The 14,913-nt window shown below is 66.7% G+C and carries 12 protein-coding genes; all 12 read right to left on the bottom strand.

All coding sequences use genetic code 11. The features are described from left to right. Positions 1–10 precede the first annotated feature (10 nt). The gene (locus WG924_RS10230) at positions 11–1,210 is read right to left on the bottom strand and encodes an acyl-CoA dehydrogenase family protein (RefSeq protein WP_345932928.1); all 1,200 of its coding nucleotides are present in this window, start codon (positions 1,208–1,210) and stop codon (positions 11–13) included. Positions 1,211–1,228: 18 nt separating this feature from the next. Next, positions 1,229–2,443 carry an acyl-CoA dehydrogenase family protein gene (locus WG924_RS10235; RefSeq protein WP_345932929.1) on the bottom strand — a complete coding sequence of 405 codons (1,215 nt, stop codon included), beginning with the start codon at positions 2,441–2,443 and terminating at the stop codon, positions 1,229–1,231. 32 nt (positions 2,444–2,475) lie between these two features. After that, entirely contained in the window at positions 2,476–3,258 is a 783-nt protein-coding gene (locus tag WG924_RS10240) for a VOC family protein (protein WP_345932930.1), read from the bottom strand. An 81-nt stretch (positions 3,259–3,339) separates the two neighbouring features. Further along, positions 3,340–4,569 carry a CaiB/BaiF CoA transferase family protein gene (locus tag WG924_RS10245; RefSeq protein ID WP_345932931.1) on the bottom strand — a complete coding sequence of 410 codons (1,230 nt, stop codon included), beginning with the start codon at positions 4,567–4,569 and terminating at the stop codon, positions 3,340–3,342. Between the two features lie 2 nt (positions 4,570–4,571). Further along, positions 4,572–5,273 carry an ABC transporter ATP-binding protein gene (locus tag WG924_RS10250; RefSeq protein ID WP_345932932.1) on the bottom strand — a complete coding sequence of 234 codons (702 nt, stop codon included), beginning with the start codon at positions 5,271–5,273 and terminating at the stop codon, positions 4,572–4,574. Next, the gene (locus WG924_RS10255; RefSeq protein ID WP_345932933.1) at positions 5,266–6,054 is read right to left on the bottom strand and encodes an ABC transporter ATP-binding protein; all 789 of its coding nucleotides are present in this window, start codon (positions 6,052–6,054) and stop codon (positions 5,266–5,268) included. Before WG924_RS10255 ends, WG924_RS10250 begins: the two co-directional genes overlap by 8 nt. Further along, positions 6,054–8,000, bottom strand: a complete 1,947-nt coding sequence (locus tag WG924_RS10260) for an ABC transporter permease (protein WP_345932934.1) — start codon at positions 7,998–8,000, stop codon at positions 6,054–6,056. Before WG924_RS10260 ends, WG924_RS10255 begins: the two co-directional genes overlap by 1 nt. A gap of 146 nt (positions 8,001–8,146) precedes the next feature. Then, positions 8,147–9,424, bottom strand: coding sequence for an ABC transporter substrate-binding protein (locus WG924_RS10265; RefSeq protein WP_345932935.1), 1,278 nt, complete (start codon positions 9,422–9,424; stop codon positions 8,147–8,149). 188 nt (positions 9,425–9,612) lie between these two features. After that, a complete protein-coding gene (locus WG924_RS10270; RefSeq protein ID WP_345932936.1) occupies positions 9,613–11,358 on the bottom strand; it encodes a class I adenylate-forming enzyme family protein in 1,746 nt (581 codons plus the stop codon). 348 nt (positions 11,359–11,706) lie between these two features. After that, complete coding sequence (locus tag WG924_RS10275; protein WP_345932937.1) at positions 11,707–12,435, bottom strand: GntR family transcriptional regulator; 729 nt, start codon at positions 12,433–12,435, stop codon at positions 11,707–11,709. A 90-nt stretch (positions 12,436–12,525) separates the two neighbouring features. Beyond that, positions 12,526–13,692 (bottom strand): acyl-CoA dehydrogenase family protein, encoded by a 1,167-nt coding sequence (locus tag WG924_RS10280; RefSeq protein ID WP_345932938.1) that lies wholly within the window; start codon positions 13,690–13,692, stop codon positions 12,526–12,528. A 19-nt stretch (positions 13,693–13,711) separates the two neighbouring features. Further along, entirely contained in the window at positions 13,712–14,902 is a 1,191-nt protein-coding gene (locus WG924_RS10285) for an acyl-CoA dehydrogenase family protein (RefSeq protein WP_345932939.1), read from the bottom strand. Positions 14,903–14,913 lie beyond the last annotated feature (11 nt).

Below are 14,913 nucleotides of genomic sequence, written 5' to 3' on the forward strand. Positions count from 1 at the left end.
GGCGCAGACGCTACAACCCCAGCATCTGCTTGGCGATGATGTTGCGCTGGATTTCGTTGCTGCCGCCATAGATCGACATGCAGCGCCGCCACAGATAGGCGTTGGCGGCCGGGCCTGCATGTTCGGGGCCGACGGGTTCCTCGTTCGAGGTGCCGTCGAGCCGGCCGGGCTGCCAGGGCAGGGCGTAATAGCCGGTGGCTTCCGAGCCGAGCTCGCTGATCTTCTGAGCGATTTCGGTGCCGCGGATCTTCAGCAGCGACGAGGCCGGCCCCGGCGAACCGCCGGCGGCGACCGCCGACAATGTGCGCAGCGCCGCCAGTTCCAGCGACATCAACTGCGCCTCGACCGCCGTCACCCGCGCCGCGAACAGCGGGTCTTCGATCAGCGGCCGGTCGTCGGGGCCCGGTTCGGCGGCGGCGATCTGCTTCAGGCGGCGCAGCGCGGCCTTGGTGACGCCGATCGCGGCATTGTCGACCCGTTCATGTTCCAGCAGGAATTTGGCATAGGTCCAGCCCTTGCCTTCTTCGCCGATCCGGTTGGCCTTGGGCACCTTCACGTCTTCGAAGAACACGGTGTTGAAGGAATGGGTGCCTTCCAGCATCGGGATCGGCTGCACGGTGATGCCGGGGGTCTTCATGTCGATCAGCAGAAAGGAAATCCCCTTCTGCGGCTTGTCTTCCTTCGATGTCCGGACCAGACAGAACATCCAGTCGGCATGATGGGCATAGCTGGTCCAGATCTTCTGGCCGTTGACGATATAGTGATCGCCGGCATCCTCGGCACGGGTGGCGAGCGATGCCAGATCCGACCCGGATTGCGGCTCGGAATAGCCCTGACACCACCAGATGGTGCTGTCGCGAATGCCGGGCAGAAAGCGCTCGCGCTGCTCCGGGGTGCCGAAGCTATAGATCACCGGCCCGGCCATACGCGGCCCGAAGGGCTGGATCAGCGGGCAATCCATCTCGGCGGAAATCACCTCGAACAGATAGCGCTGGGTGATGGTCCAGCCGGGACCGCCATGCTCGGCGGGCCAGGTGAAGGCATGCCAGCCGCGCGCGCCCAGAATCTGTTGCCAGCGCATATGGTCGTCCTTGCCCAGATGCTGATCGCGCCGGACCTTGTCGGCGATATCGGCGGGCAGGTTGTCGCGGATGAACTGGCGAACCTCGTCGGCGAAGGCCTGTTCGTCGGCAGACAGCATGATGTCCATGGCGGAATTCTCCTCGGATCAGGCGACGGCGGGGGTGCCGGCCGCACGGATGCCGGCATCGATGCGGGCAACCCGGCGGGTGTGCCAGTCGATATCGCCGAAGCTGGCGGCGATGGCGGTCAACCGCTTGAAATAATGGCCGATCGCCAGTTCCTCGGTCACGCCCATGGCGCCATGCAACTGCACGGCCTCCTGCCCGACACGGGTGGCGGTGCGGCCGATCTCGATCTTGGTCAGCGACAGCGCGCGGGCGCGGGCGCGGGGATCGTCCACCGCCATCATCAGCGCGCCATGCAGCGCCGCCGACCGGGCCTCTTCGGTCGCAATCACCATATCGACCATGCGGTGCTGCAAGACCTGATTGTCGCCCAGCGGCCGGCCGAACTGGCGGCGGGTTTTCAGGTATTCCAGCGTCTGTTCGCACAGCGCCGCCATCACGCCGACGGCTTCCGAGGCGACCGCGGCAATCGCGAAATCGACCGCCCGTTCCAGATCGCCGGCGCCCTGCCCGGCCCGGCCCAGCAGCGCCGATGCCGGCACCGCCACCTGGCGCAGGCTGATATCTGCCGCCCCGGTGCCGTCATTGGTGCGATAGGCCCGGACCGACAGGCCCGCCGCATCGGCATCGACCAGGAACAGGCTGATACCGTCCGCATCCCGCCGCGCGCCGGCGCTGCGCGCCACCACCACGAAGCCGTCGGCGGCATGGCCACCCAAGACCACCGCCTTGGCGCCATCCAGCACCCAGCCATCGTCCGATGCGGTGGCGCCCGATGCGGTGGCAGTCGTGGCGCAATCGGTCAGGTCATAGCGCGACTGCCGTTCGGCGAAGGCCAGGGCCAGCCGCTTGCGGCCTTCCAGCGCCGGGGTCAGCCAGGATGCCTTCTGGTCGGCGGTGCCCAGCTCGGCCACCAGCCGCGCGGCCAGAACCGTGGGCAGCACCGGCTCGATCGCCAGCCCCCGGCCGATGCCCTCCATCACGATGCCGAAATCGACCGGCCCACCGCCAATGCCGCCATCATCCTCGGTAAACGGCACCGCCAGCCAGCCCAGTTCGGCGAACCGCCGCCAATGGGGGCCGGCATGGGCGGCGCGGGCCTCGGCGGCGCCGGCGCCATCGTTCCAGGCCTGTTTCAACAGCTTCTGACGGGTGGTGAAGGCATAGACGTCGCGCATGAAGCGCTCCACGCTTTCGCGCAGCATGTCCTGCTCGGCGCTGTAATTGAGGTCCATATCCAGGGGTTCTTCCGGTTGCAGCGGATTGATCAGGCGGCGGGGCGCAGATAGAAGCGGACACCGCCGACCACGACATGGTCATCGGCCACGCCAAGGCCACGGGCTGTGGCGCGCCGACGGATGGCGGCGGCGTCGGTGACGGCAAGATCGATCCCGCCCAGCCCCTCGCCCCGGCCATCGCTGTCGGCCACGAAGCGCAGGCTGGCATTGTCGAGATCGAAGGCGAAACCCTCGCCCTCGCCCGCCCCCACGGCGCGAACCTCGCGGCGCAGAATTTCCGCCCAGCGCCGCGCCAGCCGTTCAGGATCGGCGGCCTGAAGCTCGGCCCCCGTCACCGCCGTGACCAGCCCGGTGCGGACATGCCCCCGCCAGTCGGGCCCGGCCGGATGATAGGGGCCGTCGATCGCGCAATTGCCCTCGGTCCAGTTGATTTCGAGCAGGGCACCGCCAGTGTCGCGCGGATGCAGTTGCAGGCCCTGATAGCTGCCGATCGCCAGCGGCGCCGCCACCCGCACGCCGACCGCGTCGATATGCGTGCGCCAGCGGCCAAGATCGTCGGTATCGGTGATCACCATATAGCCGCCATCGCCCTGGCGGCGATCCAGATAGCGTTCGGCCGCGGTGCCGGGCTGTGTGGGGGCCACCACCTCGATGAACGAGGTGCCGATCGGCAGCAAGGCGTTGTGCAGCCCGAACATGCCGACATCGGGGTCGTGATGACAGACCTCGATATCGAAGACGGCGATCAGATCCGCGACCACGGGGTCAAGCTCGCGGGCGACCAGACAGAGTTGCCTGAGCCGATGAAACATTGTTTTAATCCTCCCTGGGGTCCGCTTTTTTATCGCGTGCCGGTTCTTTGACTGACATCGGTTCTTTGATTGGCAACCGTGTCAGATGATGCCCCTGATTTTCAGATCATTCACGCTTTGAGGCGAATAGCCAAGCCACGCGGTGAGAATCTCGTCGCTGTGTTCGCCCACATAGGGCAGCGCGCGGCGGATGGTCAGCGGCGTGTCGGACAGATGCATGGTCACGCCCTGGGCGGTGACGCGGGCGCCGCTCTGATGCGCGATCTCGGTGATCTGGCCGCGATGGCGGAGCTGCTGGTTGGCGATCACCTCATCCATGGTCGCGACCTTGGCCGACGGCACATTGGCCCGATCCATCGCCGCCACCACCTCATCGGCATCGAGGGTCCGGGTCCAGTCGGCAATCAGGGCTTCCAGCGCCTCGACATGGGCCAGCCGCGCCTGAACATCGGCGAAGCGCGGATCTTGCGCCAGCGCCGGCTGGCCCATGGCCGCGGTCATCCGGCCGAACATGGCATCCTCGGCGCAGTTGATCAGCACCCAGCGGTCATCGGCGGTGGGAAAGGTGTTGGTCGGCGCCGAGAACCGGTCGCGATTGCCGCGCAGCGGAATCCGCACACCCCCCATCACCTGATCGGGAATGGCGCTGAGCAGCAGAGAGGTGGCGCTGTCGAGCAGCGACACATCCACAAGCTGGCCACGGCCGGTGGTGTGGCGGGCATTCAGCGCCGCCAGCGCGCCCATGGCGCCATACATGCCGGTGGTATAATCGATGATCGTGGTGCCGGCCAGCGTCGGCGGCCCGCCCGGCTGGCCGGTGATCGCCATGATGCCGCTCATCGCCTGGGCGACGGCATCGAAACATTGCCGGCCGGCCAGCGGCCCATCCTGGCCGAAGCCCGAAATGCGCACCATCACCAGCCGCGGGTTGATCGCCTGCACGGTCGGCCAGTCCAGCCCCATGGCCTCCATCACCCCGGGGCGGAAATTCTCGACCAGCACATCGGCGCGGGCGACCAGATCGCGCAGGATGGCGCGGCCCTGATCGCTGCGGAAATCGATGCTCAACCCCTTCTTGTTGCGGTTGACCACGAAACAGTAATAGCTCTGGCCATCGACGCCCGGTTCAACCCCGCGCGCCACCTCGCCCGCTCCCGGCCGCTCGATCTTCACCACCTCGGCGCCCATGTCGCCCAGCAGCATGGCGCAATAGGGTCCGGCCACGAAGCGCGAAAAATCGAGCACGCGCATGCCGTCGAGCGCACCGCGCGGGGCCTCGTCCGGCGTCTTGTCTTGCATGGTCACAGGCATGGTCACACCGCCAGATAGCGTTTGGCCACATCGGCATTGGCATCGAAACTGGCCCAGTCACCCTTGAACACCACCCGGCCGGTATCGATGATGGTGACGCTGTCGGTGCAGGCGCGGGCGAACCAGATATTCTGTTCGCATAACAGCAGCCCCGATCCGGTCTCGGCACAGACCGCGGCGATCTGATGGGCCATCTGTTCCACGATGATCGGCGCCAGCCCCTCGGTCGGCTCGTCGAGCAGCAGCAGGCGCGGGCTGCCGGCAAGCGCCCGGGCCACCGCCAGCAATTGCTGCTGGCCGCCGCTCAACTGGCCGCCATGGCGGGCGACCAGCGGCTTCAGCATGTCGAAGCGCTCGATGATCGCCTCGGGCGCGATGACCGGCCGGCCGGCGGCGGCATGGCGGGCGATGGCGATGTTCTCAAGCACCGTCAGATGGGTGAAGATCCGCCGGTCCTCGGGCACCAGCGCCAGCCCCAGCCGGGTGCGGCGATGCGATGCCAGCCGGTCGAGCGACCGGCCACCGAAGCTGATCCGGCCCTCGGCGCGCGGCCCGGCATTCATGATGCTTTTCAACAGGGTGGATTTGCCGGCGCCGTTGCGGCCCAGCACCGCCACCCGCTCGCCCTCGCCCACCGCCAGGTCGATGGCGTGCAGGATATGGCTATCGCCATAGAAGGCATTCAGCCCCGCCACATCAAGCATGGGTCATCTCCTTGCCCAGATAGACATCCTGCACGGCCGGATTATGGCGGATCTCATCCACGGTGCCGGTGGCCACGGTCTCGCCGTAATTCAGCACCATGATCTGGTCGGCCAGGGTGAAGACGATGTCCATGTCGTGCTCGGTCATCACCACGGTGATGCCGCGCTGGTCGCGGATGCGGGCGATCAGCCGGGCGATGCCCTGGCGATCGGTCGGCGACATGCCGGCGGTGGGCTCGTCCAGCATCAGCATGCGCGGCTTCAGGGCCAGCGCGATCATGAACTCCAGCCGCTTCTTGTCGCCATGCGACAGGAACCGCGCCTCCACCCCGGCCAGCCGCTCCAGCCCGCCTTCCGCCAGCAGGGCCGCCGCCTCGTCGAGAATGAAGTCCGGCGGGTCGATGGCAAGCACCGGCCCGGTGGCCTCGCCATGGGCGCGGCGGCGGGCTTCCACCGCCGCCACCAGATTGTCGCGCACGGTGAAATCGCTGAACACCCGCGCCACCTGGAAGGTTCGGCCCATGCCCATCCGCACCCGCTGATGCGCCGGCTGGCGGGTGACGTCGGCGCCGTCGAACAGGATGCGGCCGCCATTGCACGGGCTCTCGCCGGTCATCACCTTGAACAGCGTGGTCTTGCCGGCGCCGTTGGGGCCGATGATCGCGAAGATCCGCCCCGGGCCGACGCTGAGGGTGACACCCTTCAGCACCGGCAGGCTGCCATAGCTTTTGGTCACGTCGTGGATGCTGAGAATATCGGTGCCGCTGATTCCGGGTGCCATCAGACCGGCCCTCCGCTGCGGGTGATGTCGACCTTGGCGGCACCTGCCGCCACGCCGCGCCGGCGCCCGACCAGATGGCCGCGGATCTGGCGCCAGAAGCCGATCACGCCATTTGGCGCCACCAGAATGATGAACAGCAGAATCGAGCCCACCATCAGTTCCGACAGGCCCACGAAGGTGCGGGTGGCATAGCTGATCGCCGAGAAGATCGCCGAGCCCAGCAGGGGGCCCCAGAAGGAATGCACCCCGCCCAGCATGGCGTTCAGCACCGGCTGGGTCGATGCCAGGAAGCTGACCTCTTCCAGCGTCACGATCCTGGACCATGGCGCATAGAGCCCGCCGGCAATGGCGGCGACGGCGCCTGAGAGCATGAAGGCGCCAACCCGGGTGCGCACCACATTGATGCCGATGAAGGCGGCGCGCTCCGGATCCTGCTTCACCGACAGCAGCATGCGGCCATAGCGGCCGTGCAGCACCCACCACAGCACGCCCAGCAGCAGCGCCATCATCACCAGCAGGAACCAGTAATAGGCGCCGCTGTCGGTGAGATCGATGGTGGTGACGATCAGGTCGAGCCGCGGGCGCGGAATGCCGACCAGCCCGTCCTCACGGCCCAGAAACGAGCTGTAGCTGATCAACAGCCGGGTCACCTCGCCCAGCGCCACGGTCAGCACCGCCAGGAAGATGCCGGCCAGCCGCCGCAGCGCCAGCGAGCCCACCACCCAGGCCACCACCGCGCCGAAGACGCCGCAACCGGCCAGCGTGACCAGGAACGGCACCCCCGGCAGATCGCGCAGCATGACGCCCGCAAAATAGGCGCCGATGGCGAAGAACGCGGCATGACCGAAGGATGCGAGCCCGGCATAGCCGAACAGGATGTTCCACGACAGCGCGAACAGGCCATAGACCAGCACCGATCCGGCCACGAACAGCAGCCCGCCATTGGCCCAGAATGGCAGGGTGGCGGCGGCGGCGAAGGCCAGAACGCCCACGATCTGCCACAGGCGCCGGTCGGCGCGCGGCCCCGACATCGCCGAGCTTTTCTGATCCGTCGCCGGCGCCGGCGCCGATGCCAGGCTGGGAAACAGGCCTTCGGGGCGCAGGAACAGAAACAGCGCCAGCGCCACATAGATCGCCAGCCCCGGCAGATCGGGCAGCAGCACCGTGTTCAGGCTGTTGACCAGCCCCAGCAGGATCGCGCCCAGAAAGGCGCCGCGGATATTGCCCAGCCCGCCGATGATGACCGCGAAGAAGGCATAGAGCAGATAGCTGTCGCCAAGCCCGGGCGACAGGCTCTGATTGGGCAGCAGCAACCCGCCGGCCAGCCCCGCCAGAAAGAAGCTGAACATCACGCTGAGCGCCAGCCCGAGCGGCACGTTGATGCCGAGCAATCCTGCCATCCAGCTATCGGTGGCCAGCGCCTGCATCAGCTTGCCCAGCCACATCCGGTGAATGGCGAGATCGAGCAGCAGATAGACCACGACGCCGGCGCCGATCACGAACAGGCTGTATTTCGACATGTACAGCCCGGCCAGTTCCAGCGGTTCGTCGATCGCCGGCGGCGGGGTGACCGTGAAGAAATTCACCCCCCAGATCAGCTTGACCATGCCGTTGCAGAACAGCAGCAAGGCGAAGGTGGCGATCAGCACATAGTGATAATCGACATTGCGCAGCCGGTTGAGGATGATCCGGTCGGTCAGCAGCCCAAGCACCGCCACCACGGCGCCGGCGGCGATGCTGACCGCGATGAACATGCCCACCGAGGCGCTGTCCTGGCCCAGCATGGAATAGGCGACATAGGCGCCGATCATGAAGAACGCCCCCTGTGCCATGTTCAGGATCTTCAGAATCCCGAAGATCAGCGTCAGGCCGGCGGCGACCAGAAACACCGCCATCCCGAAGGCGACGGCGTTGAAGGTCGCGAAGGCAAGTTGCGTCAGCACCATGAACCCCACTGTCGCGAAGAGGCGTGCCGCCGGCGCCCGATGACCGGGCCGACCGTCGGCAGCGGCAACAAAAAGGCGCATCCGGCCCCGTTGATCGGGAGGAGGTGACCGGCGGGGCCGGATGCGCGCCGTTCAAAGCGGCCGGATCAGGAGGTGGGCAGCTTGAACGGAGTTCCGGGGGTGGCGGGTTCCATCACCGAGGCGTCTTCCAGGAAGGCCAGTTCATTGGTGCCCCAGAACGGTTCCGCGTCGCGCGGGCCGACCTTGGCATAGACCGAATGGCCATGGCCCTGATGGTCTTCCTTACGGATGGTATAGGGGCCGGCGATGGTGTCGAAGGTCATCCCCTCCATGGCGGCGATCACCGCCTGGGTATCGGTGTCGCCGGCCTTCTCGATGCCATTGAACAGTGCCAGAGACGACCGGTGACTGGAGGTGAGCAGGCCGACCGGATATTTGTCGCCGGTCTTCTCGACATAATCCTTATAGAGCTGCTGGCTCATCGCGTTGCTGGCAAAGGGTTCGTGCTGCGGGTGCCAATAGCTGACCGACCACAGATTGTCTGGCGTCGATTTCTGCATCGCCTTGGCGATCAGAAGATCGGTGCCGGCCTCGCCCATCACCTTCAGCTTGCGGTTCAGGCCAACCGAGCGCGCCTGTTGCAGAAAGCTGATCGCCGGCGCCGCAATGACGCCCAGATACAGCCCCTCGGCCTTCGAGTTCATCAACTGGTTGATCTCGACCCGGAAATCGGTCTTGTTGACCGGCACGTAGATCGGATCCTCGAAGGTGATTTCGCGAGTGCCGGCCGCCTGACGGATGCCATGTTCGAAATAGCGCACGGCATCATGGCCATATTCGCTGTCGAACACGATCGTCGCCCAGTTCGACACCTCCGGGTTCTTCTCGACCAGAATCTGCGCCAGACCGCCATAGAGCATCGAGGCATTGGGGCACAGCCGGAAGAAATTGCGGGTGAAGTTCTCGTGGGTCAGCGACATCGCCGACGGAGTCGGCGCCACGCAGACCGCGTTCATATCGGCCAGAAGCGGCGCCAGCCCCAGAGCCATCGGCGATTGCGAGGCGCCGACCATCAGGTTGATGCCCATGCCGGCCAGTTCACGGCCGGCGGTGACGGCGCCGGCGCTGCTGTATTTGTCGTCGCGCACCACCAGTTCGATCTGACGGCCGAGCACGCCGCCCTTGCGGTTCCACTGGTCGACCGCAAGCTGGGTGCCGAGCAGCCAGGCGGCGCCGGCCTCGGCGCCGATGCCCGACATCGGGAACATGGCGCCGACCCGCAGCGGCGCCTTCTGGGCACGGGCCGGGCGGATGCCCATGGCGGCGGCGGTGCCGAATGCCGCGGCGGCGGCGGTGCCGGCCAGAAAGCCGCGGCGCGTGATGGGATTCCTGGGCGTGGTCATGGGTGTCTTCCTCCCTGGAAGGCCGTGCGCCCCGTCTTCTGGCGGTGGCTGCCGGCCGTCTCGATTTTGAGTCCTCAGCAGGCGTCTTGTGGTCTGCGACGCCATGGCAATCTGGGGGGATCGCATGCCATCGCATTCTGTTCAGAACAGAGAAGGCCGGATCGGGCCGGGTGCGGGCCCGCGTGATGTCAGGCGCTGAGGCGGCCGGAGGCGGCAGCCTCGATCTCGGCAAGAAGCTGTTGGCGCAGCTTGTATTTCTCGATCTTGCCGGTGGGGGTCAGTGGCAGGGCGTCGATGATCCGCAGGTGATGCGGCACCATGTAGCGCGGCATCACCGCCGCACAGTGCGCGCGCAGCGCATCGAGGCTGAGGGTGGCGCCCTCGACCAGTTCGACGAAGACGCCGATATCCTCTTCGCCACCCTCGCGCGCCGGCACCGGCAGAGCGGCGGCAACCCGGATCGACGGGTGGCTGTTGATCAGATCCTCGACCTCAAAGGACGAGACGTTCTCGCCGCGCACGCGGAAGAAGCCGCCCATGCGGTCGACGAAGTAATGGATGCCATCGGCATCGCGGCTGATGGCGTCGCCGGTGTGGAACCACTGATTCCGGAAGGCCTCCAGCGTCTTCTCGGGCTTGTTCAGATAGCCGGTCAGGATGGTGGACGGGAACCGCGAGCGAAACGCCAACTGACCCACCACACCCGGCGGGCAGATGTTGTCCTCAGGGTCGAGCACCGCCGTCTCCAGCAAGGGCGACGGCCGGCCCATCAGACCCTTGGGTGTCGGCGCCGCGCCATCGACCATGTACAGGTTCATGTCCCGCACAGCCGTGCGCAGTGCATCTTTCGACAGGCCGCGATACAGGTCAGGGGGCGTGCCGGCCTCGGCGCCGAACTGATCGATCACCACCAGGAAGCCGGCGCCGCTTTCGGTCTGGCCGAAGCCGGCGGTGGTGAAATCGAAGCCGAAGCGCCGGGCCACCTGATGATGCGCCGTCGGCAGCGGCTGCATATGCACCTTGTTCAGCGTGTTCTCGCGATCGCGGGTGTCGGGCTCGGCGCTCATCAGCCAGGGCACCATCACGTCCAGCAGCACGCAGACCGTGGCGCCGCAGCGGTCGATGCGCCGCCAGAAGCGGTTGGGGCTGAACCGGTCCCACAAACCCACCGTGCAGCCATGCCAGACCGCGCGGACGAATTGCGAGAACGCGCCGCCGACATGATAGAGCGGCAGATCGCAATACAGCACGTCATCGGCATTGTTCAGCGACCGCAGCAGGAAATTATACTGGTTCATCCAGCGGAAGCTCTGCATCACCCCCTTGGATGGCCCGGTGGTCCCCGAGGTATAGACGATGTTGGCAATGTCGCCATAGCGGCGGATCACCACCGGCGGGGCCGCGTCGGTGGCCAGCAGATCGGCCAGATCATGCAGCGGCGCGCCGCCAAGGCCAGCCGTCGGCATGGTGGCGCCCGCGTCATCGTGATCTCCGGGCCTCGGGTGGTGCATCACCACCGGCGGCAGCGCCAGATCATCGGCCAGTTCGGCCAGCACCCCGGCCATATTGATATCGGTGATCAACAACTTCGGGGCCGTGTCCTTGAGCTGATAGCCCAGAAGCTGCCCTTTGAAGTTGAAATTAATCGGCGCATACACGCCGCCGGCCCGCCAGATCGCGAACATCGCCAGCGCCGCCACCAGCGAATTGCGGGTGAACACCGACACCCGGTCGTCGGCGCCGACGCCCAGCCGCGCAAGCCCCGCCGCCAGCCGGTCGGTCGCCTGCCGGAAGGCCGCGAACGACAAGGTGATGTCGTCCTCGCCATAGATGATGAAGGTTTTGTCGGGATGGACCCGGCAGCAGGCATCGAGCCTGTCCAGGACCATATCGCCCTGATCAACCATCAGGGCGAAGGCGTCTTCTGGCCGCACTGGTCTTCTCCGCGTTTTTCTTGTCGGTCGTTTCAGTGACCAGCCTCACTGCAATAATGATGTTACGTGGCAAAGGGGGAGCGCGGTCAAGTGCAATTTTTTATAAAAAATATTCCGTAAAGATTTTCCGCAGTGCACACAGGCGCCAGATCCCCGAACACCGCCGGATGCGCAAATGCCCGCGCCCGGCATCCGGCATCAATCGCCGGATCCGGTTGGGTGCGCTGCAAATAATCGGACGGCCGCGGTGCAATATGACTTGCGGCTGATCAGGTCTCGGTGGCGCCCTGGCGTCCGCGTCACTTCACGGGCCGTGCCGCCGGTCTGGATGGCGGCGCATGGCGCCCGTCAGCCGGCGGCGCGGCCGGCTGAACGGTCAATCCCGCTCTCGGCCTCGTCGATCTCGCCGAAACGCACCAGCAGATAGCGCAGGATCGGCTCGGAACTGGTCGAGATGTCATCCTGGATGCTGGCTTTGGCCAGGGCCGGATCGCGGTTGCGCAAGCCCCGCAGCACGTCCAGATGCGGGTGGCGCCTGCGCGGCGCCGGCGGCGGGAAGTCGACGAAGGCATTCATCATCGGCCCGCATTTCAGCCACAGATTCTCCACCACCCGCGACAGGATCGGCATATCGCTCAACCGGCACAGGGTCTGGTGAAAGCGGACATTCTCCATGATCATCCGCAGGGTGTCGTCGGCATCCCTGGCGTCGCACAGCCGGTCGTGGATCGCGCTCAACCCCTCGATCTGGTCGGGGGTGGCGATGACGGCGGCACGCGCCGCCGCCTCGCCCTCCAGCATGAAGCGCAGGTCGCGGATTTCCTTATAGGCGCCGGCGCGCAGGATCGGCACCCGCACCGATCGCCGGTCGATCTGCGACAGCACCTGTTCCGACACCAGCCGCCCCAGCGCCTCGCGCACCGGGGTGGGGCTGATGCCCAGCTCGTCGGCCACATCCTTGAGCTTGATCTTCTGTCCGGGCGTGTACTGGCCACTCATCAGGGCGCGCCGGAAATGCCTGTAGGCTTGCAGCGCCAGGCTTTCCGTGGTCAGTCCTGTGGTGTCGGTCTCTAGCATCTTGATGAAACGCCCTTCGCGTCTTTCGGTCTGCGGCCAATTCATCACATCCGATCCGTCATGGCCATCCGATATCAGACGCGGGCACAATCAGCCGGAGCTGAGCGCTGCATAACGCGACGGCGCGGTGCGATAGCGGGCCAGATGCTCGCGCGCCCCGCCCCAGCCCAGATCCAGTGCCGCCACCCGCCGGAAATGATGGCTCACCTCGGCCTCGTTGGTGACACCGATGCCACCATGCAATTGCACGGTGTCGGCGGTCACCCGGCGCGCGGCGGCGGTGATCGCCGAACGCGCAGCCGAAACCGCCGCGCGCCGCACCTCCGGCGCCGCCGTCAGCCTGTCGGCCAGCAGCGGCAGCAGCGCGCGGGCATATTCAACCTCGGTCGCCAGCGCCGCCAGCCGGTGCTGGATCACCTGAAACCCGGACAGCGAGCGGCCGAACTGGCTGCGGGTGCGGGCATACTCCACCGTCAACGCCACGGCGGCGGCCATCGATCCCACCGCCTCGGCGGCGGCACCGGCGGCCCCCCAGTCGAGCGCCGCGGCCAGCACGGCATCGCTGCCGGCGCCCGGCCGCGCCAGCAGCGCCTCATCGGCGAGCGCCACGGCGTCGAACACGATATCGGCGGCGCGCTGGCCGTCGATCATCTCATGCCCGGCCAGGGTCATGCCGGCGGCATCGCCCGGCACCGCGAACAGCGCCGTGCCGGCATCGGTCGCCGCCGAGACGATCAGCACCGCCGCCAGCGGCGCCGACAGCACCGCGGATTTGCGCCCCTCCAGCACCCAGCCGCCATCGGGACCACGGCTGGCGGTCACCTGCCGTGGCCGTGGGTCATAGCGCCGGCCCGGTTCGGTCCAGGCCAGGGCCGCCACGGCATCGCCCGCCAGCATCCGGGGCAGCCAGATCGCCGCCGGGCCGGCTTCGCCGCCGCCATGACCGCCACCATTGGCGGTCGCCAGCGCCATCGCCGGCACCACGAAGCCCGACAGCAGCGGTTCCACCACCAGGGCGGCGCCGCAGCGTTCCAGAATCAGCAGCGCGTCATTGGGCGACTGGCCATAGCCGCCGGCGCTTTCCGGCAGACAGGCGGCCATCCAGCCCTGATCGGCCATCACCCGCCAGAAGCCGTGATCGAAGCCGCCGCCGGTTTCGGCGGTGCGGCGGTGGCGGTCGAAGCCGTATTCGCCATCCAGCAGCCGTTCGACACTGGCCACCAGTTGGGTTTCATCCTCGTTCAGCGTCACGCGCATTGGGGCAGGTCTCCGGTCATCACAGCCTGAGGCCGCGTTTGGCGATGATCTCGTGCTGGATCTCGTTGGTGCCGCCATAGATCGACACCGCCCGGCGGATCAGAAACTGCGACATGGCGCCCGGCGCATCCGGTTCACCGAAGCCGGTATTGCTGTCGGGCTTCGGGCCATAGAGCGGCAGGGCGTGGGGGCCCAGCGCCTCGATCCACAGCGCCGATATCCGCTGGCGCAGCTCGGCGCCCCGGATCTTGATCATCGAGGCGGCGGCGGCACTGTCGATGCCGGTCGCGTCCGACAGCACCCGCCAGATCATCATCTCATGGGCGGTCAGGTCGATTTCAGCCCGTGCGATCTCGGCATCGAAGGCCGGATCGTCGATCAGTGGACCATCGCCCTCATCTGCCGCCATCCGGCCGGCGATCGCCTTCAGCCGCTTCAGGTCGCGCTTCGATTGCGGCAGATAGGCGCTGGCGGTGCGCTCGTTCTCAAGCAGGAACTTGGCATAGGTCCAGCCCTTGTTCTCGTCGCCCACCCGGTTCTCCACCGGCACGCGCACGTCTTCGAAGAACACCTCGTTCACATAGCGCGCCATGTCCTGGGTGATGATCGGGCGCACGGTGATGCCGGGGGTGTTCATATCGATCAGCAGCATGGTGATGCCGGCCTGCGCCTTGGCGCCGGTATCGGTGCGCACCAGACAGAAGATCATGTCGGCGTAATGGGCCTCGCTGGTCCAGATCTTCTGGCCGTTGACCACGTAATGGTCGCCGTCGCGGACCGCGCGGGTGCGCAGCGATGCCAGATCAGAGCCGGCATTGGGTTCGGAATAGCCCTGGCACCAGAAGGTCGACCCGTCGAGGATGCCGGGCAGATAGCGGCGCTTCTGGTCCTCGCTGCCGAAGCGGTGCAGCACGGGGCCGATCAGGAACAGGCCGAAGGGGCTGAGTTCCGGCGCGTCGCAATCGGCCATGTCGATATCGAAGACCATGCGTTGCAGGGCCGACCATCCGGTGCCGCCATGCTCCACCGGCCAATGCGGCGCCGACCAGCCGCGACCATGCAGGATGCGGTTCCAGTCGGCCATGTCCTGCTTGGTGGCATGAAAGCCCTGACGGACGCGGTCGCGCATCTCGGGCGTCAGGTTCGCCTGAGCGAAATCCCGGACCTCGCGGCGGAAGGCCGCGAGGTCGCTTGCATTGATGTCATCCATGACCCGTCTCC

This window comes from Tistrella arctica, from assembly GCF_039630945.1.
GTDB lineage: Bacteria > Pseudomonadota > Alphaproteobacteria > Tistrellales > Tistrellaceae > Tistrella > Tistrella bauzanensis.

Coding starts and splice junctions, on each gene's coding strand:
- WG924_RS10245 (WP_345932931.1), bottom strand. CDS start 4,569: ATGCCTGTGACCATGCAAGACAAGACGCCGGACGAGGCCCCGCGCGGT.
- WG924_RS10280 (WP_345932938.1), bottom strand. CDS start 13,692: ATGCGCGTGACGCTGAACGAGGATGAAACCCAACTGGTGGCCAGTGTC.
- WG924_RS10235 (WP_345932929.1), bottom strand. CDS start 2,443: ATGGACCTCAATTACAGCGCCGAGCAGGACATGCTGCGCGAAAGCGTG.
- WG924_RS10255 (WP_345932933.1), bottom strand. CDS start 6,054: ATGGCACCCGGAATCAGCGGCACCGATATTCTCAGCATCCACGACGTG.
- WG924_RS10285 (WP_345932939.1), bottom strand. CDS start 14,902: ATGGATGACATCAATGCAAGCGACCTCGCGGCCTTCCGCCGCGAGGTC.
- WG924_RS10240 (WP_345932930.1), bottom strand. CDS start 3,258: ATGTTTCATCGGCTCAGGCAACTCTGTCTGGTCGCCCGCGAGCTTGAC.
- WG924_RS10250 (WP_345932932.1), bottom strand. CDS start 5,273: ATGCTTGATGTGGCGGGGCTGAATGCCTTCTATGGCGATAGCCATATC.
- WG924_RS10275 (WP_345932937.1), bottom strand. CDS start 12,435: ATGCTAGAGACCGACACCACAGGACTGACCACGGAAAGCCTGGCGCTG.
- WG924_RS10230 (WP_345932928.1), bottom strand. CDS start 1,210: ATGGACATCATGCTGTCTGCCGACGAACAGGCCTTCGCCGACGAGGTT.
- WG924_RS10260 (WP_345932934.1), bottom strand. CDS start 8,000: ATGGTGCTGACGCAACTTGCCTTCGCGACCTTCAACGCCGTCGCCTTC.
- WG924_RS10265 (WP_345932935.1), bottom strand. CDS start 9,424: ATGACCACGCCCAGGAATCCCATCACGCGCCGCGGCTTTCTGGCCGGC.